This window comes from Christiangramia flava JLT2011 (assembly GCF_001951155.1).
Taxonomy (GTDB): domain Bacteria; phylum Bacteroidota; class Bacteroidia; order Flavobacteriales; family Flavobacteriaceae; genus Christiangramia; species Christiangramia flava.
In genome coordinates, this window is the sequence record NZ_CP016359.1 from 3,145,508 (window position 1) to 3,164,432 (window position 18,925).

The 18,925-nt window shown below is 34.2% G+C and carries 20 protein-coding genes; 5 read left to right on the forward strand and 15 right to left on the reverse strand.

Annotation, left to right across the window (positions count from 1 at the left end):
* Positions 1–50: 50 nt before the first annotated feature.
* Positions 51–1,016: an IS110 family RNA-guided transposase gene (locus GRFL_RS13880; RefSeq protein ID WP_083646147.1), complete on the forward strand. Its 966-nt coding sequence runs from the start codon at positions 51–53 to the stop codon at positions 1,014–1,016.
* A 61-nt stretch (positions 1,017–1,077) separates the two neighbouring features.
* Here GRFL_RS13880 and GRFL_RS13885 read toward each other — a convergent pair whose 3' ends face one another.
* The 7 genes from GRFL_RS13885 to GRFL_RS13915 form a co-directional block, all read right to left on the reverse strand.
* Positions 1,078–1,569, reverse strand: a complete 492-nt coding sequence (locus tag GRFL_RS13885) for a hypothetical protein (protein ID WP_083645197.1) — start codon at positions 1,567–1,569, stop codon at positions 1,078–1,080.
* A 62-nt stretch (positions 1,570–1,631) separates the two neighbouring features.
* A complete protein-coding gene (locus GRFL_RS13890) occupies positions 1,632–2,171 on the reverse strand; it encodes a hypothetical protein (protein ID WP_083645198.1) in 540 nt (179 codons plus the stop codon).
* Positions 2,172–2,339: 168 nt separating this feature from the next.
* Positions 2,340–3,020 (reverse strand): DUF6624 domain-containing protein, encoded by a 681-nt coding sequence (locus GRFL_RS13895; protein WP_083645199.1) that lies wholly within the window; start codon positions 3,018–3,020, stop codon positions 2,340–2,342.
* 159 nt (positions 3,021–3,179) lie between these two features.
* Complete coding sequence (locus GRFL_RS13900; RefSeq protein WP_083645200.1) at positions 3,180–4,049, reverse strand: toxin-antitoxin system YwqK family antitoxin; 870 nt, start codon at positions 4,047–4,049, stop codon at positions 3,180–3,182.
* 169 nt (positions 4,050–4,218) lie between these two features.
* Positions 4,219–4,821 (reverse strand): hypothetical protein, encoded by a 603-nt coding sequence (locus tag GRFL_RS13905; protein ID WP_083645201.1) that lies wholly within the window; start codon positions 4,819–4,821, stop codon positions 4,219–4,221.
* Positions 4,822–4,974: 153 nt separating this feature from the next.
* Positions 4,975–5,682 (reverse strand): hypothetical protein, encoded by a 708-nt coding sequence (locus GRFL_RS13910; RefSeq protein WP_083645202.1) that lies wholly within the window; start codon positions 5,680–5,682, stop codon positions 4,975–4,977.
* Between the two features lie 156 nt (positions 5,683–5,838).
* Positions 5,839–6,789 carry a Fic family protein gene (locus GRFL_RS13915; protein WP_083645203.1) on the reverse strand — a complete coding sequence of 317 codons (951 nt, stop codon included), beginning with the start codon at positions 6,787–6,789 and terminating at the stop codon, positions 5,839–5,841.
* A gap of 280 nt (positions 6,790–7,069) precedes the next feature.
* On the opposite strand from GRFL_RS13915, the gene GRFL_RS13920 reads away from it, so the two are divergent.
* A complete protein-coding gene (locus GRFL_RS13920; protein WP_083645204.1) occupies positions 7,070–8,065 on the forward strand; it encodes an IS110 family RNA-guided transposase in 996 nt (331 codons plus the stop codon).
* Positions 8,066–8,423: 358 nt separating this feature from the next.
* The gene (locus GRFL_RS13925; RefSeq protein ID WP_083646147.1) at positions 8,424–9,389 is read left to right on the forward strand and encodes an IS110 family RNA-guided transposase; all 966 of its coding nucleotides are present in this window, start codon (positions 8,424–8,426) and stop codon (positions 9,387–9,389) included.
* A gap of 78 nt (positions 9,390–9,467) precedes the next feature.
* Here the strand turns inward: GRFL_RS13925 and GRFL_RS13930 are convergent, their stop codons facing one another.
* The 4 genes from GRFL_RS13930 to GRFL_RS13945 form a co-directional block, all read right to left on the reverse strand.
* Positions 9,468–12,122 (reverse strand): carboxypeptidase-like regulatory domain-containing protein, encoded by a 2,655-nt coding sequence (locus GRFL_RS13930; protein ID WP_083645205.1) that lies wholly within the window; start codon positions 12,120–12,122, stop codon positions 9,468–9,470.
* 23 nt (positions 12,123–12,145) lie between these two features.
* Positions 12,146–12,739 (reverse strand): GLPGLI family protein, encoded by a 594-nt coding sequence (locus tag GRFL_RS13935; RefSeq protein ID WP_158091650.1) that lies wholly within the window; start codon positions 12,737–12,739, stop codon positions 12,146–12,148.
* A 457-nt stretch (positions 12,740–13,196) separates the two neighbouring features.
* Positions 13,197–13,481 (reverse strand): type II toxin-antitoxin system RelE/ParE family toxin, encoded by a 285-nt coding sequence (locus GRFL_RS13940; RefSeq protein ID WP_083645207.1) that lies wholly within the window; start codon positions 13,479–13,481, stop codon positions 13,197–13,199.
* Complete coding sequence (locus GRFL_RS13945) at positions 13,474–13,713, reverse strand: ribbon-helix-helix domain-containing protein (RefSeq protein ID WP_083645208.1); 240 nt, start codon at positions 13,711–13,713, stop codon at positions 13,474–13,476. Before GRFL_RS13945 ends, GRFL_RS13940 begins: the two co-directional genes overlap by 8 nt.
* 273 nt (positions 13,714–13,986) lie before the next feature.
* On the opposite strand from GRFL_RS13945, the gene GRFL_RS13950 reads away from it, so the two are divergent.
* Positions 13,987–14,982: an IS110 family RNA-guided transposase gene (locus GRFL_RS13950; RefSeq protein ID WP_083645204.1), complete on the forward strand. Its 996-nt coding sequence runs from the start codon at positions 13,987–13,989 to the stop codon at positions 14,980–14,982.
* A 142-nt stretch (positions 14,983–15,124) separates the two neighbouring features.
* On the opposite strand, the gene GRFL_RS13955 is transcribed toward GRFL_RS13950, so the two are convergent.
* From GRFL_RS13955 to GRFL_RS13965, 3 genes are all read right to left on the reverse strand, one after another.
* A complete protein-coding gene (locus GRFL_RS13955; RefSeq protein ID WP_083645209.1) occupies positions 15,125–15,823 on the reverse strand; it encodes a hypothetical protein in 699 nt (232 codons plus the stop codon).
* A gap of 165 nt (positions 15,824–15,988) precedes the next feature.
* Positions 15,989–16,411 (reverse strand): hypothetical protein, encoded by a 423-nt coding sequence (locus tag GRFL_RS13960; protein WP_083645210.1) that lies wholly within the window; start codon positions 16,409–16,411, stop codon positions 15,989–15,991.
* A gap of 14 nt (positions 16,412–16,425) precedes the next feature.
* Positions 16,426–16,833, reverse strand: coding sequence for an SMI1/KNR4 family protein (locus tag GRFL_RS13965; protein WP_083645211.1), 408 nt, complete (start codon positions 16,831–16,833; stop codon positions 16,426–16,428).
* 218 nt (positions 16,834–17,051) lie between these two features.
* Here GRFL_RS13965 and GRFL_RS13970 point away from each other — a divergent pair, with 218 nt between their 5' ends.
* On the forward strand, positions 17,052–18,047 hold the full coding sequence (locus GRFL_RS13970; RefSeq protein WP_083645204.1) for an IS110 family RNA-guided transposase: 996 nt from the start codon (positions 17,052–17,054) through the stop codon (positions 18,045–18,047).
* Positions 18,048–18,211: 164 nt separating this feature from the next.
* Here the strand turns inward: GRFL_RS13970 and GRFL_RS13975 are convergent, their stop codons facing one another.
* The gene (locus GRFL_RS13975; RefSeq protein WP_083645212.1) at positions 18,212–18,862 is read right to left on the reverse strand and encodes an SH2 domain-containing protein; all 651 of its coding nucleotides are present in this window, start codon (positions 18,860–18,862) and stop codon (positions 18,212–18,214) included.
* Positions 18,863–18,925 lie beyond the last annotated feature (63 nt).

Consider the following 18,925-nt stretch of genomic DNA (forward strand, 5'->3'; position numbering starts at 1 on the left):
TTTTTAAGTCGATGAAAACCAAAGTAGCTGTTCTTTCCAATCATTCTCTTATGGATAAAATTAAACATTTTTACGGAGTAGACATTAGTAAATCATTCTTTGATGTAGTAGATCAAGATGGAAAGCACGATCAATTCTCCAATGACGTAAAAGGCTTTAAAGGCTTGCTGAAGTTCCTCAAGAATGACAGCCTGGTAGTAATGGAAGCCACTGGTTATTATCATTATAGATTAGCCCAGTATTTATATGAGAAAGGTATAACGGTATCGGTTGTGAATCCACTTTCGGTCAAGCGTTTTATTCAGATGAGACTCTCCAAGATCAAGACCGATAAGAGTGATGCCAAAGCCATCTGTGAATATGCACAGGCTACTAAAGTTCCATTGTATACAGCCAGGAATGCCGTGCAGGCAGAGTGTTTGCAGCTACTAAGTCTTCAGGATCTTTATTTGAAACAACGCACTGCTGTTAAGAATAAGATCCATGGGGAGAAAGCTCTCGGTACGCCTTCAAAGATTGTCACTCGATCTCTGAATCGTTCGCTAAAGCAATTAGAGAAGGAATTAGCCCAGATTGAGACCAAGCTAGAATCCTTAGTTAGAAAAACCCAGGAAAAGCAACTGGAGCAATTAACTAGTATTCCAGGGATGGGAAAGAAGACGGCGATGCTCTTAATAGTTCTTACAGATGGATTTACCAGTTTTGAGAATGCCAGGCAGCTTTGTTGTTTTACCGGGATCACTCCAACGATCAGGCAATCCGGAACCAGTGTAAGAGGACGCAGTCGAATAAGCAAGGTCGGGAATCGAAAGCTTCGGAATCTACTATTTATGTGCAGCTTCACTGCTTGCAAAACCAACAAGGCCTGCAGGGAAATTTATGAGCGGATTGTAGAGAAAGGTAAGAGTAAGAAACTGGCACTAATAGCCGTTTGTAATAAGCTCCTGAAGCAGGCATTTGCCATCGCCAAATCAGGTAGTTTTTACCAGGAAAATTATATGTCCAAATTAGCTTAAAAGGACTTGGATTTTACCTTAGTTCTTTGTTGGCAACTGGCGATTTTACGACTTTTTGAAATTATGTTTGCCACGTTAAAAGTTCTATCGAATAGCAAAATAAGAATATCATCGCCAAAGCAATTAGACTTGCCCCAATATTGATTAGAACATTTTTAGAAGATGTCTGTAAATTGTTGGATGTTAATATTTTTATTGCAGCAAATAGTTTTTGATTATTAAACTGAAATATTAAAATTAATAAACCGAAAATTATAATTGATAAAACTGCAGCAGTATATATTTTAATAAATATTAGATCAAAAATTATAATATTTACCATAATAGGAACTAATATAAATGCACCAATAAGCTTTGTTCTATTCCAAAGGAGTAACCAGGCTCCAATTAATTGAATAATTCCAATAATGGCAACATAATAGATAGAATAGCCCATAAATGTCCACCCTAAGGAAAAACTATCTACTTCACCTAAGGTCATATTTGCAACATCTAAAGGAAGTTCTCCTTTCATATAAAACTGACCTCCGAAAAGCTTTCTTACTGCGTACATATTTAAAATTGCGAACACGCAATATCGACTGATAAGTTCAATGGATAAATTTGATTTTTTTCTTACCATTTAATTGTTCCGTAATATTCTAATATTCTCAAACCCACAAATATTACAAAAGCGACTACAAGTTTTATAGCAAATTTCGTTTTTGTCTGTTGAATTTTTCTTGCTTCTAATAAGGTTTTAATACTCCTAATAACTTTTTCTTTATTTATCCATAGGATAATTAAAATTAGGACTTGGTATAAAATGGCAGCTTTTAAAGCCCCTAAATGAATTTCAAAAAATATGTCTTGAAGAATAACATTTATCAAGATTGTTGACGTAAATAAACAACCAATAATTCTAGTTCTTTTTATTAAAATTAATAAGCCGCCAATGACTTCGAAAATACCAAGTGTAATTGCAAATGATTTTGAATAACCGTAAAACGCCCACATTAATTGCATGCCATTTAATTCGGAGACCGTTTTATCAATTTCAGCAGCTCCCTCAAATTGGAAGAGTTTGCCAAAACCGTAAATGAACATTGCTAAAACTACAATCCAACTTATGGCGTTTTCGAATATGTCTAAATAATCTTTTTTATTAAAATTCATTAAGGCAGATTTTTCTATAGCTTGTTGCCAACGGTTTGCGGTTATCGCAAGTTGCGGGAGTAGGGACGCGGACTTGTCGGCTTACCGGTTTGTTTCTTGGTTTCTAAAATTACAATTTTTCCACAATTACCCGGAATTTGAGATGAACCGCTGTTACCCGCTGGCAAATTAGTCTACCTCATATAATTTAGGTTCGTTTATTCCATTTTTAATATACCCCTCTTTATTCATTTCAAAATGCATTTCTGACATTCTATTAAGATAGACCTCAATAGGTTCAAGCCCGACCGATTTTCTTCTTTGGTTTACATTTAGACTATCTGCCAATTTTTTTGGATAGGCTTGTGCTAATTTGAAATTATAATCAACTTGAGTTCCATAGATCTGCCTTTTACCTGTATTAAGTTTAACGCGATCTACTAATAAAGCATAACTTTTGGAATCTGCATTTCCTTGTTCAACCTCTTGTTTCATTTTTTCTAAAACTTTCTTTTGAAATTCTGGATTATGATCTGAGTGTTGAACTACTAGCCAAAAATCTTGTGAACCTTTTTCACCAACTAAATCATATCCAACAAAGCCGTATTCGTTAAAAATTTCTTCAATTCTTTTTTGATTAGTAGTAAAAACGCTGTCTTTAAATTCATTCCATTCTTCCTGGCTTAATTTTTTGTATTCACCTTGTGGAATGTAGGCAGCAATTTGATCAATTTCAGCAATTCTTCTAAGTTCCTTTGCTAACTCCTGATTGAATTTGGTTTGATTAGAAGTTAATTGCTTTTGCTTTTTGTCTTCTTTACAACCAATTATCAAAATGGCTAAAATTAATATTCCACAGATTTTGTTCATTGTTACGATTTTTCTTTGCTTGCGGGTAACGGTTACGGTTACCGCAAGTTGCGGGAGTAGGGACGCGGACTTGTCGGCTTACCTGTTTTTTTCTTGATTTCTAAAATTACACTTTTTCTGGAATACCCGTTATTTGCGGTGAACCGATGTTAGCCATAGTTATTCTATCCGTTTACCATTTTCATCCCAAATTCTCTCGATATTATTTAATTTATCAAATTCATATTCAGGTTTGCCATTCGGATAATAACTTTTATAATAAATTTGTTTAGCATCAATCGTTTCTCCTTCGTATTTTAAATTTCCATTTCCGTGGTATGTGAAGTATCTACCTTGAATAATTCCATCTTTTAAATAAAAATTTAAAGAGGGTTCGCCATTATTAAAATAACTAGTAATCTCTCCATTAAATTTAGTACCATTTTTGGAGAAAATATTGTTATCATAAGTCCCTTCAAAAACTAAATCCTGATTTTCACTATAAAATTCCACTTTACCTCTTCCTGTATTTTCATTTTTTGAGTTTAATTCGTGTGTATAAACCTCAAATTTACTTCTGTTGTCGTAGTAGAAGGTGGTTGAAAAATCTGTATAAACCGCTCTTGGATTTCCATTTTGAAAAAAGTATGTGACGGAATTATCCTCTGTATTATAATCCTGCTCCCTAAAACCATTTTCTTGAAAAGAAATATTGTGCCCGATTAAATTCCCTTCTTCATATTCCCTTGTCCATTTCTTATTTCCATTTTCAAACCAATCTATAGCTTTACCGTGAAATTGGCCATTTTTAATTCGATAGAATTGTTTTTTAAAACCACTTTCGTAGAGTACAAATTTATAATAGTCATTTGCTGATTTGTGAAATGTTAGACTTTTAATATTCCCTTTATCGTATTTTAGAGTATCAATATTTTTAATTTCGGTCGGATTAATACCCAATTCGTGAATCCAAATATCAATTTGAGATTTTTCCTCGTGACAAGCTGCAAAAATTAAAGCTAACAGTGAAGTAATTAAAATTCTTTTCAATTTCAGATGAATTTTTTAATAATTATGGCTAACGTTCTCGGTTATCGCCAGTTGGCGGAGTAAGGGACGCGGACTTGTCGGCTTTGGACCTGATTTGTTGATCAAGTTAATTATTTTCTTTGAAAGGTTGCCCGCTATTTGTGATAACCGTTGTTGTACACAGTAATATTTACCTAATTAACACTTGGCCAAGTTCATCATCAATATTATAAGAATAGCATTGATTTGTCAAAATCATTGGATGTTTTTTTAAAAGCAAATTCCATTGATCAGTATTTTCAAAATCAACATATAAAATTCCTCTTTCAAATTTATATTCTGGCGGTGGTATATTTTCCATTTCTACGATCGGAATACTGTCGGAATCTGAAATAGGATCATGTAGTTTGCCGTAATTTCTCTTAGAATTGATATTAGTATTAATGAATTTTTTAATTTCTTTTCCGGTGAAGATGTAATCTTTTCCTGCACTAAATGTTCTTGAGCAATTACTATTTGGGTACTGGGTAATGTAAAGTGTATCTGACTGAATACTACCTTTAAAAACCTTTTTTACTTTTACAATAATATCATAAGCTTCTTTTTCTTTTTCCCAATTATAATCTAGATATTCAGTTTTTTCAGGATTCAACTGATTTATTACTGTTCCGATTATTATATAATCAACATTAGCTTTAAACTCATTTACATTATTTTTATTTAATTCCGAGCATTCACATGCAAATGAATTATTAGAAAGAATTATTAAAAAAAATAGTAGCAGAATTCTCATAATATTATTGTGTACAACGGTTTGCGGTTATCGCAAGTTGCGGGAATAGGGACGCGGGCTTGTCGGCTTACCGGTTTGTTTGTTGGTTTCTAAAATTACACTTTTTCCTCGAACACCCGTAATTTGAGATGAACCGCTGTTGGTACTAGTTTTTTAGTTATTAACATCTACGGTAAAATTTGATGTGGTTCCCGAATTGACAAATAAAGTGTCATATTTTGTAGTTTGAACATTGTCAATCTCTCTAATAACTTCAATTATCACAGGTTGATTCCCTGCGATCTCAATTAATTGATTACTCTCAAATTCATTAGACCATCCTCTATTAATCCCGCTAATAGATTGAGAATAGCCTGGCGGTTTTACAAATTCAAAGTTTATAAAAAAACTGTTATTTGTTTGAATATCTTCTAAATTTAATATTGTCAAATTTAAGAATGCTTTTTTCGGAATGTTATGGTTACGAACTAATGTGGTATCACGTTTTATCTGGAAAACATCTATTCCATTTAGGTCAGCCCTGATAAAATTATCGCCATTAAGTTCATCGTAATACATTCTATAAACACCATCTTTTAATTCGTCATCTCGAATGTAAAAATTAAAATAAAATTCGCCATTAGAGTTGGTTCTCGTCATGGCTTTTGTTCTTATAGTTCCTGATCCTAAACTTGAATTGTCCCAAACAACAGTAATTTTATGATTAGAAATTGGAGTTGTTCCATTATCTGTCATTAATTTCCCTATAATTTCCGTACAATCTATTTCGCAATTTTGACTAATCAAGTCATCTTCTTTCTTTGTGCAACTCTGTACAAGTATGACGAAAAGAATAATTAATAATTTATAGATTTTCTTCATACGTTCAAAAAATTAGTGCCAACGGCTGCGATTAACGCCAGTGTGCGGAAATTAGCACGCGGAGTAGTCGGCTTGTTGTTTTGTAGTTTGGAGTTCTAAGTTATTATTTTTCCTGGAATGCCGCATATTGGCTTCGTTAATCGCTGTTGTGGCCAGTTATATCTTATATCGAGTTTTGTTTTTATCACCAATCTTTTTGAATAAATTTTGTTCCACACCTTTCTTTAGATCTCTACTTGCCGTTGCTCCGGAGATATCTTTGAAAACTTCCATATAATCTTTTCTGGTAAATTCTCTCTTATTTAGAGATAAGAAATATTCCAATCGGTCTTTTTCAGTCAGAGTTCTATTAGTGAAATTGAGCAATTCTTCTAGTGATTTATCAATCACTCCTAGCATATATTCTATAAATGCTGTCGAGTTTCCAGCTTTATCACTATCTGATAATGCAGAATAATATTTTTCCTGGTCATTGCTAATTAATGTCTCGAAAGGCAGATATTCAAATACAGGATATTTTTGCATTAAAATTAATGTTTGCCACAATCTGCCCATTCTTCCATTTCCATCTAAAAATGGGTGAATGAATTCCATTTCATAATGAAATACACAGCTTTTTACCAATTCAATTTCTTCTGATATCTGTAAATACTCGAATAAATCTTTCATTAAGAAAGGTACATTTTGATAGGGTGGAGCATAATGTTCTACTGCAGAACCTTTCATTATTCCAACACCTTGTTTTCGGTATTTTCCTGCATCATCTATTAGGTTTTGCATTAGATCTTTATGACATTTCAAAAATGATTTTTCATTAAATGGATCATAATTTTCTAGGTGTTCATAAATCTCAATTGCATTTAAAACCTCTTTTACATCTTTCTTCGGACCGATAATTCTTTTGTTTTCTAAAAGTGCAGTTATCTGTTCTTCAGTCAATGTATTTCCTTCAATCTTTAACGAAGAATGAATTGTTTTAATCTTGTTCTCTTTTCTTAATTTAGGAGAAGGTTTATTCAGATAAGTTGCATTAATAGCTCCTAATTTCTCAGAAATTGAAGTTATAATTCTTAAGATTTTTGCGGTAATCTCGTATGGAGGTTTCATTTTGATAGTATCATTTGATATTATCAAAGGTAAAATCAATTTATCTCAATTAAAAGGAAAATCACGATTATAATTGGCCACAACGGTCTCCTTTACTTTGTTTTCTATCTTAAGAGAGAACTAAGGGGAGAACTATAACGGTCTCTAGTTTCAGTCCTATTAATCGTAAGAGTCCCCTTAGCTTCTACTAATGTTGCGAAGAACTAATTGGAATACCAGGTCTATTAGGACCCGTTAAAGGAGATAGTTTCCGCAACTTCATTTAACTGATTTTAAAGATATGAAAAATTGCGAGTTAGCCGTAGGGATCGATGTATCCAAAAAGACTTTAGATGTTTTTATTCATAATCATAGTAAACATCGGGTATTCGATAATACAAAATCAGGCTATATTTCCCTTATCAAATGGGTTGGTAAATTCTGCGATAATGAAAAATCAGTTTTATACTGTTTTGAGCATACCGGGAATTATTCTTTAAAGCTGGCGATCTTCATGCAGACTAACGGTTTAGTGTATGTGCAAGAGAATCCAATCGTGGTTAAAAGATCTTCTGGATTAGTGAGAATGAAAACTGATCGTGTAGATGCAGAACTGATTGCCAGATATGCCTGGTTGCACCGGGAAGAGTTAGAGTGCAGTAGCATTCGGGATGAAGCCTTATTAGAGCTGGGTAGACTTTTAAGTTTAAGGGATCAGTTAGTTCGAAATCGTTCAGGACTTATGGGTACTTTAGAAGAGCTGAGCGGCCTTTTATCGAGTCCGTCAACAGATGTAAGCTGCAAAAGCTTAAAGCACACGATCGCTTATTTAAGCAAGCAAATTCTGAAACTGGAAAAGCAGATTGATCAGTTATTGAAACGAGAAGAAGATCTGGGGAAGAACTACAAACTTCTGACCAGCCTGAAAGGCGTAGGACGGATTCTGGCCTGCCAACTACTGTATCACACCTGTAATTTTGAACGTTTTAGTAGCTGGCGGCAGTTCTCGAGTTACTGCGGAACAGCACCCTTCGAGCACAGTTCAGGAACCAGTGTATTTAAACGAGCTAAAGGACATCCCCTGAGTGACCGAAAAATGAAAAGTCTGCTGAGTATGGCCAGTGTATCAGCGATCCAGCATGATGGAGAATTACGAGCATATTACCAGCGAAAAGTGGCAGAAGGAAAGCCGAAAATGATTGCCTTGAATAATGTTCGAAACAAGTTGTTATCTAGAGTATTTGCGGTGATCAAACGAGGCACACCCTATGTTGATTTGTGTAAATATGCCGCATAAAATTGTTTAAAAATAGCTTGGATTTGATCTTGGAATACGGTTATCGCCAGTTGGCGGAGTAAGGGACGCGGATTTGTCGGCTTAGTATTGGTTTGTTGGTCAAGTTAATTATTTTCTTTCTAACGCTACCGCTTATTGGCGATGAACCGTCTTAAGTTTAATTTCTCTAAATTTTGATAGTTAAACAGAAAGAACAAAAGAGAGGAATAAGATTACATGAACCGTGGGAACTAGAGATTCCGTCAACAATGATAATCCCCTCTCTTTTCTACTTTAATTTCGTTTAGTTCTGTGAGACCTGGATCTCGTTTTTAAGTCGATGAAAACCAAAGTAGCTGTTCTTTCCAATCATTCTCTTATGGATAAAATTAAACATTTTTACGGAGTAGACATTAGTAAATCATTCTTTGATGTAGTAGATCAAGATGGAAAGCACGATCAATTCTCCAATGACGTAAAAGGCTTTAAAGGCTTGCTGAAGTTCCTCAAGAATGACAGCCTGGTAGTAATGGAAGCCACTGGTTATTATCATTATAGATTAGCCCAGTATTTATATGAGAAAGGTATAACGGTATCGGTTGTGAATCCACTTTCGGTCAAGCGTTTTATTCAGATGAGACTCTCCAAGATCAAGACCGATAAGAGTGATGCCAAAGCCATCTGTGAATATGCACAGGCTACTAAAGTTCCATTGTATACAGCCAGGAATGCCGTGCAGGCAGAGTGTTTGCAGCTACTAAGTCTTCAGGATCTTTATTTGAAACAACGCACTGCTGTTAAGAATAAGATCCATGGGGAGAAAGCTCTCGGTACGCCTTCAAAGATTGTCACTCGATCTCTGAATCGTTCGCTAAAGCAATTAGAGAAGGAATTAGCCCAGATTGAGACCAAGCTAGAATCCTTAGTTAGAAAAACCCAGGAAAAGCAACTGGAGCAATTAACTAGTATTCCAGGGATGGGAAAGAAGACGGCGATGCTCTTAATAGTTCTTACAGATGGATTTACCAGTTTTGAGAATGCCAGGCAGCTTTGTTGTTTTACCGGGATCACTCCAACGATCAGGCAATCCGGAACCAGTGTAAGAGGACGCAGTCGAATAAGCAAGGTCGGGAATCGAAAGCTTCGGAATCTACTATTTATGTGCAGCTTCACTGCTTGCAAAACCAACAAGGCCTGCAGGGAAATTTATGAGCGGATTGTAGAGAAAGGTAAGAGTAAGAAACTGGCACTAATAGCCGTTTGTAATAAGCTCCTGAAGCAGGCATTTGCCATCGCCAAATCAGGTAGTTTTTACCAGGAAAATTATATGTCCAAATTAGCTTAAAAGGACTTGGATTTTACCTTAGTTCTTTGTTGTAAACTGGGCCATTTACGTAATTTAGTTTTTATTTTGACTGTTAGACTATAATTTATATCCAATGGTAAACATAATTATCCTAGGTAAGATATAGGTTCGATTATCTGAAATGATGTAAGAAGAGAAACTATTGCGACTTTTAAATTCAACATCAAATAGATTTTGTGCTTCCACTTCAAAACTCCACGCGCTGTTACCTTTGTTATAATATAGAGAAGTATTGGCAATTTCGTAATTGTTACTCAGATTTAAATCTTTGTTTTTATACCTATATGCTGTATAATCAAATGAGAAAATAAAGCCTTTCCAAAAATCATAATCAACATTTAAGAAAGGTTCATTGGTAATAAACTTCGATTTTCTTCCACTTAATTTATAACTGCCGAAAATTTGGCGAAAACCCAGCTCAATGATTGGGAAATTATCAAATAATGCTTTACCCGAAATATTGTAAGAAAAATTAGTGTTTGTATTTTCGACTAAATTACTGTTTACTATTTGTTTATATCTCGAAGCATTATAACGTGTTCCTCCTCGAAAGTCGATTTCGCTAATTTTTTTACTTAATCTACCATAAATACTCCATCGAGTTTCAGGGTCTTGCAGCAGAATAGGTATTATACTCTGGTTTATACCTTCATAGTTTACCGAATTCACAACTCCCTGAACCTGCTGGGTATAATTTGCGACTGCATAATATTGAAAGCCCCTGTAAGTACTGAATTTATTAAATCGGAATTTAAAATTATGGCTTAATCCGTTTTCAATATTTTCATTTCCTTGAGCAACACTATTGTAGGTACGTAGATAATATCTACTGGCAAATTGTGGAGCATCAGAAAATGAGGATTTAAGCTGATATTCAAATTCAAAGTCCTTGGTCTGGCTGAGTTTAGCTTCAGCCCGCAGACTTGGTAAAATCAGTATTTTATTTTTTGTGACAAGATCCGCCTGGCTAACTTTCCAACTATATTGATGTAAATATGACCCCTGATCAAATGAAAAGATCCCCAACTGAAACTTATAGTGTAATCCTAAGAATAAATCGTTCAGAGTAAAATCCAAATCATTTCCAAAATTATCATTTGAGAAATCATTAAAACTTCCATCATCTAGATTTTGATATTCATGAGTTTGAAATTTATTGTTTAGGTAGGTATTACCTAGTGTCGTGTAAATGTGATGATTCTTGTTAAGTACCCAATAATGCTTAAAAAATGCATTAAACTGATTATTTTTAACCCTTTTTTTTTGATTTATTAAATATACAGGTTGCTCTACAATTGGAACCAGTCCCTGCAAAATGGGATCTGAAGTTTCCCATAAGATCTCTGGCAACCGTTTTTCAAAAGTATAATTAACAGCAGCAGAAAAAGTATGCTCCTTTGAGGATTTTCTGTGCCATTCTATGCTTTGGTTAAAAAAAGATCCTCTGACATCTTCATTGGTTAAAAATGTATTGTTTAATGAATCTACAACTGAATTTATTCGTTTCTTATACTTGTTGTCCGTTCTCTTAAACAGGCTTTTAAAATACCATTGATCAGTCAGGTTTGGTAAATATACCGCTTGGATATTACCGATTCCTATTACATTATCTATTGCGGATGAATTCTCACTAATTTCACTAAATGAATTATATCGATTTATAGCCTCCACAAACGTTTTTTCGTTTGTTTTAGAAAATAAGCCGTAAGCAGAAATATCCAATTTATTATTGACCTCCTGTGAAATATTTAAAGCCCCAAATTGCCTCCTGCTCTCTACAACATCTTGGCTCTCCAGAAACTGCGTAAAATCAATATTTGAAGAGTTTAAATCTGTGCTCCCCTGATTAAAAACGGAATTCAACCCTCCTTTAAAGTTAAAATATTGCTCATAAGTTAGTACCTGTTCACGTATGTTGTTTAGATTACCAATAACATTTAGGTTAGTCTTAGGGCTGTAATAAAAAAGATTCCCATGTGCCCTGTAAAAGTCTTTATTACCTTTGCCAGCCTCAACATCTCCAAAGGCGAAATTCTTCTTATCTTCTTTAAGTTTGACGTTCATAGCCATTTCTTTGCTGTCAGAAACATTCTTCAAAAAAGCGACTTCATTGTAATTATCAAGCACTTCAATCTGATCTATTGCATCTGCTGGGATATTTTCAGCAGCTAGTTTAGACCCGCCTCCAAAAAACTTTTTATTTTCTACTAGCATGACTGTGACCTCTTTACCTCGCACCCTGATAGTACCATCTCTATCTACTTCTACTCCCGGCAATTTTTTAAGAATATCTTTAAGTTTACGTTCTTCACCTGTCACCAACTTGTCGACATTATAAACTATTGTATCTTCTTTGACAACAACCGGCATCTCGATAAGTACTTCTTCAAGTCCCTCTGCTTTGGGATTCAGTACGATATCTTTGCTCATATTTGCGGACGGTTTTATTTCGAAACTATTGGGCTCAAATCCCATAAAACTTGCTGTAACGGTGTAGTATATATTTTCTAGCTGCAAGCTGAATTTTCCGTCATCTCCGGTAATAGCAAATTTTAGTTGTTTTAAGGAATCTCTTGGCTCTGCTATAAGGTTGGCACCTGCGAGAGGGTTATTCAAACTGTCAGTAACCTTACCTGTTAAGGACCTTTGAGAAAAGGCTTCAAATGGAATAAATAAAAATAGTAGAAGGAATATAAATATCCTGTAAATCATAAGCGGGAATTAGAATAGGAAGATTATCGATTTTTAGCAGAGAAAGACTTTTGCCTATCATCTTCCATTTCCTTAATGCGATCAAATGACTCCTGTTTCGTTATCACTTTAGCGTTTTTTTTCGGTCTTTCAATTTTAAATTCTTCAGATGGATTTAGGTTTATTTTTGTTGCAGTTAAAGTATATTCATTATCCTCGATTTGTAGAATTAATCCAGGTAAACCTTTGTAATTCTTGGGTCCAAAATTTAAAGGGATTTCTGGAGTAAACCAGGCAATCACATCCTTATAATAATAATATCCTTGCCTGCTATACAATTTCTCTTTTATGCTCGCTCTATAGCATTTATAATCTCCTATCATTTTAGTTTTGTTTGTTAGTTGCCAATCTAATTGTGGCTGAGATATATAACCCAAGGAGCGACTCATTTTAATAATAGTATCCGTCGCGTTGTTGGAATAATATGGGGTTGTACCAGCTCTACTCCCCATATAAAAGCCTTCCTGTTTTAAGGATGGTATATGCTGATAATAGGATTCGTTATTTTTAATTTTTAGGATAAACTCTTCAGGTTGTGAATTTGTCAAAGCCTTTACCAATGTTTGCTTGCTTGCCATTGGCATATCTTTCTTCTTTAGATCTACTAAAAACTATCTATAAACTTTTTGTTAACGACTCCTTTGTAAGTAATTATTCCCGAAGAGTTTTGGGAAAATGCTTTGGAACAAAAAAATAGGAGAAGAATGAAAATGGTATTTCTTGAAAATCTCATACAAGGATTTTAGATTAGAATATTAAGTGTGCAGATAAATATAAAACTAAAATATTAGTTGAACTAAAAAATTAGTTAAAATTACATTTAAATTAATGTGAATAGTAATCGATGAGAAATATAAAATTATTTTATGGCCTTGTTTACAACGGTTTGCGGTTATCGCAAGTTGCGGGAGTAGGGACGCGGACTTGTCGGATTACCGTTTTGGTTCTTGGTTTCTAAAATTACACTTTTTCTACAATTACCCAGAATTTGAGATGAACCGCTGTTGGCAACTGTATTTTTTCACTGGATTTAGTTTAGATACTTTTTAAATCTTGTTTTCCAATAATTGTCATTATCTCAACAATATTATTTTCTATACGGTAGTAAATACTATCAGATCCGCATACACATCTCCTATATCCAGGTTTTATAAAATCAACTGCTTCGAAAGTAAATGGTTGCTCAGCAATGAGATCAAAATATTCAAAAAATGTTTCGAAATATTTATCTGCTTGAGTGACTCCAAATCTTTTTACGCCAAATTGATGAATCCGAATTAAATCTTCTTTTGCGATGTTACTTAACTTATATTTACTCATTAAGTAAAGACTTTGATTTTGCTAAAATCTGTTCTTTACTGTCATTTGTAAACCCGCTTTTTTCAGCTTTTTCTAATTTACTTTTAATATAATTAATTTGAATTTGCTGATTTCTAGCTTGTCTTATTAGGTCATTAACCAATTCACTTTTACTTGAATATTCTTTACTCTCAATTTGAGATTTCAGCCACTCGTCATTTGGTTCTGTAAATGAAATACTTTGTCTAGCCATGATTGTTATGTTTGATGTAAAATTGCACCAAAATTGAATCAATAGCAAATATTTCGTGTGAAAATATTGTTGCCAACGGTCTCCTTTACTTTGTTTTCTATCTTAAGAGAGAACTAAGGGGAGAACTATAACGGTCTCTAGTTTCAGTCCTATTAATCGTAAGAGTCCCCTTAGCTTCTACTAATGTTGCGAAGAACTAATTGGAATACCAGGTCTATTAGGACCCGTTAAAGGAGATAGTTTCCGCAACTTCATTTAACTGATTTTAAAGATATGAAAAATTGCGAGTTAGCCGTAGGGATCGATGTATCCAAAAAGACTTTAGATGTTTTTATTCATAATCATAGTAAACATCGGGTATTCGATAATACAAAATCAGGCTATATTTCCCTTATCAAATGGGTTGGTAAATTCTGCGATAATGAAAAATCAGTTTTATACTGTTTTGAGCATACCGGGAATTATTCTTTAAAGCTGGCGATCTTCATGCAGACTAACGGTTTAGTGTATGTGCAAGAGAATCCAATCGTGGTTAAAAGATCTTCTGGATTAGTGAGAATGAAAACTGATCGTGTAGATGCAGAACTGATTGCCAGATATGCCTGGTTGCACCGGGAAGAGTTAGAGTGCAGTAGCATTCGGGATGAAGCCTTATTAGAGCTGGGTAGACTTTTAAGTTTAAGGGATCAGTTAGTTCGAAATCGTTCAGGACTTATGGGTACTTTAGAAGAGCTGAGCGGCCTTTTATCGAGTCCGTCAACAGATGTAAGCTGCAAAAGCTTAAAGCACACGATCGCTTATTTAAGCAAGCAAATTCTGAAACTGGAAAAGCAGATTGATCAGTTATTGAAACGAGAAGAAGATCTGGGGAAGAACTACAAACTTCTGACCAGCCTGAAAGGCGTAGGACGGATTCTGGCCTGCCAACTACTGTATCACACCTGTAATTTTGAACGTTTTAGTAGCTGGCGGCAGTTCTCGAGTTACTGCGGAACAGCACCCTTCGAGCACAGTTCAGGAACCAGTGTATTTAAACGAGCTAAAGGACATCCCCTGAGTGACCGAAAAATGAAAAGTCTGCTGAGTATGGCCAGTGTATCAGCGATCCAGCATGATGGAGAATTACGAGCATATTACCAGCGAAAAGTGGCAGAAGGAAAGCCGAAAATGATTGCCTTGAATAATGTTCGAAACAAGTTGTTATCTAGAGTATTTGCGGTGATCAAACGAGGCACACCCTATGTTGATTTGTGTAAATATGCCGCATAAAATTGTTTAAAAATAGCTTGGATTTGATCTTGGAATACGGTTATCGCCAGTTGGCGGAGTAAGGGACGCGGATTTGTCGGCTTAGTATTGATTGGTTGATCAAGTTAATTATTTTCTTTCTGACGGTGCCGGCTATTGGCGATTAACCGTTGTTAGCTCCTGGCGTTGGAGTTCTTTTAAAATCTTGTTTTACTTCTCTCACACTTAGTCTAATAAGTTTAAAATAATAACCAATAATTACAATTACTAGCCAAATAGTAAATGCAATAATTGTGATGTTAAACAAGGTAGCTTCATTATTTAAAATCAAATTTTTTATGGCGTAATATTCAAATATTAACGGACTAATAAATATTAAAAATAAGGGTATACTCAGTATGGTCGTAACCCAATTATTATCACCTAAATATTTACTTTGAGTTTCCTCAGCTAATGAAAAAGGCATAATTAAATGAAGAAATTCATTACTATAAAAAGACTTTTCTTTTATGTTATTTTCAAGTTTATAAATTTTTCTTCCAAACACTCTTACGCTTTTTATTAAAGCACCTCTTTGAGCATTAAGTGTTGCAAATTGCAATAGAAAATATGTAAATAATGGAGGAATGAATAATCTTATAAATTCGTGATCACTTTTAATACTTAACGGACCATAATTTAAGTCTGAAATTAATTGAAAATCCAAACCGTAATAGATGACAACGAGAATAATCATCCATAGTTGAATCTTATTATTTTCACTTTTGACTGTTTTAAGCTTTTCTAGAAGTTTATCTAAATAGTCTTTATTTAAATCTTTATCATTTGAATCTATAAAATTTTCAATCTTTTTTTCAGTCATAATTTTTGTGACGCTTGGAGCTAACGGCCGCGATTAACGCCAGTGTGCGGAATTTAGCACACGGAGTAGTCGGCTTGTTGTTTTGTGGTTTGGAGTTCTAAGTTATTCTTTTTCCTGGAATACCGCATATTGGCCTCGTTAATCGCTGTTGTGTGTAGTTAATCTTCACGATTCTTGTATGATCTTGGAAACATTAATTAGGTTTTCATTTAATAGCCAAACTTTATCAATAAAGGATTCAACATCTGTGTCAATTAAATCTTTCTTTTCTAAGATAGTTTGTTCTTTCAGATCACTGAAAAGGCCGTAAATATTATGTATTAAATAATTTCTCTGCGTTTTCAATAATTTCAAAGTTTCAATAGCATTTTGATCAAGTAGCTTATTTTCTTCAACAATCTGGATCAGCATGCCAAGAGAGCTTTTCTCACTTTTTAAATTTATATTCTTTCTTTTGAGAAAATGAATTAATTCAACTTCTAATTTTCCAGAAGCTAAGGTTGCTTTTCCTAGATAAGAAGTGAATTCTTCTGATTCAAATAGTGAATTGTAGAATTCTAGATTTGTTATTTGAATTCCTTTATACATTTAGAGAGAAATATTTATAGAGATAACATTTTGTTTATAAAATCGAAAAATGATTTTGCAAACAAATTATCTTTTGAATTGAGGTAAACTTTACCACTCTGCTCATGAATATAAAACCTTCCATCAATATCATTTGAGAAAAATCGAATAAATCCATCTGATAGATATTCATTCTTCTTATTTAACCAGTGTAATCCATGACAAGGAATTTCATCGGGAATGTTATAAATCGAATAAATCTGATCTCCATAAATTTCTGCATATCCGATTTCTTCTAGGAAAATTCTATATTCTTCTGGAATCTTAATTTTTAGAGCAGATTCTAATTTTGCAATTTTAGTTTCATCTGTTCCAGATCCTAAATTTTCTTTTGAATGTTCTTTTATTCTTATGAAAGTGGCTTGTTTTAAAGGAGAATCCATAATATGATTAATTACACACAACGGTCTCCTTTACTTTGTTTTCTATCTTAAGAGAGAACTAAGGGGAGAACTATAACGGTCTCTAGTTTCAGTCCTATTAATCGTAAGAGTCCCCTTAGCTTCTACTAATGTTGCGAAGAACTAATTGGAATACCAGGTCTATTAGGACCCGTTAAAGGAGATAGTTTCCGCAACTTCATTTAACTGATTTTAAAGATATGAAAAATTGCGAGTTAGCCGTAGGGATCGATGTATCCAAAAAGACTTTAGATGTTTTTATTCATAATCATAGTAAACATCGGGTATTCGATAATACAAAATCAGGCTATATTTCCCTTATCAAATGGGTTGGTAAATTCTGCGATAATGAAAAATCAGTTTTATACTGTTTTGAGCATACCGGGAATTATTCTTTAAAGCTGGCGATCTTCATGCAGACTAACGGTTTAGTGTATGTGCAAGAGAATCCAATCGTGGTTAAAAGATCTTCTGGATTAGTGAGAATGAAAACTGATCGTGTAGATGCAGAACTGATTGCCAGATATGCCTGGTTGCACCGGGAAGAGTTAGAGTGCAGTAGCATTCGGGATGAAGCCTTATTAGAGCTGGGTAGACTTTTAAGTTTAAGGGATCAGTTAGTTCGAAATCGTTCAGGACTTATGGGTACTTTAGAAGAGCTGAGCGGCCTTTTATCGAGTCCGTCAACAGATGTAAGCTGCAAAAGCTTAAAGCACACGATCGCTTATTTAAGCAAGCAAATTCTGAAACTGGAAAAGCAGATTGATCAGTTATTGAAACGAGAAGAAGATCTGGGGAAGAACTACAAACTTCTGACCAGCCTGAAAGGCGTAGGACGGATTCTGGCCTGCCAACTACTGTATCACACCTGTAATTTTGAACGTTTTAGTAGCTGGCGGCAGTTCTCGAGTTACTGCGGAACAGCACCCTTCGAGCACAGTTCAGGAACCAGTGTATTTAAACGAGCTAAAGGACATCCCCTGAGTGACCGAAAAATGAAAAGTCTGCTGAGTATGGCCAGTGTATCAGCGATCCAGCATGATGGAGAATTACGAGCATATTACCAGCGAAAAGTGGCAGAAGGAAAGCCGAAAATGATTGCCTTGAATAATGTTCGAAACAAGTTGTTATCTAGAGTATTTGCGGTGATCAAACGAGGCACACCCTATGTTGATTTGTGTAAATATGCCGCATAAAATTGTTTAAAAATAGCTTGGATTTGATCTTGGAATACGGTTATCGCCAGTTGGCGGAGTAGGGGACGCGGATTTGTCAGCTTAGTAATGTTTCGTTGGTCAAGTTAATTATTTTCTTACTAACGGTGCCGCTTATTGGCGATTAACCGTTGTTAGCTGCTGTTTTAATATGTTTCTTCACTTGTAAAGTGTTTTAGCTTCCAATTCTCCTCCGACAATACGGTATAATATTTAAGAGAAGGGCAACAATGTCCATCATCAGGAGTATAACAAAATGAATTTCCTATTAATTTTCCTTTTTTTAGTCCGACTAATGAAAATTGCCCAGTATCACAATCGGTTAATTTTTTAGAATTATTCACACTTTTAAGTATGAAGCTATTTTCTTCATTTTTAAAAACAAAAATTTCATTATCAAAGACATTTCCACCTCCCCAACCACCTTCTCGATATACATTAATAACAACATCTTTTAATCCATCATTATTAAAATCAGGAAATAATATAGCTCTTATAGAATCCGAAATAATTTCTTTCTTAGGAATTTCAATTCTCATCAAAGTAAAATTATCACTGCTTTTAAATATTAATTCTTTTAATGAGTCAAAATCATTACTTTCAAATTGAAATTTAGCACCTTCACCATTCAAATAATAGTTTTTGATTTTTTCAACTATATGATTACTAACAGAAATAGTATTTGTGTCATTAACCGATTTTTTTGCTAAAAAAGACTCATTATCAGCTTTTCGATTATTATTTTCAGCACATTGGATCAGTAAAAAACTTATTAAAATTAAGTGGTAAATTTTCATTTTTAAAATTGCAGCTAACGGTCTCGGCTATCGCAAGTTGCGGGAGTTGGGACGAGGAGTTGT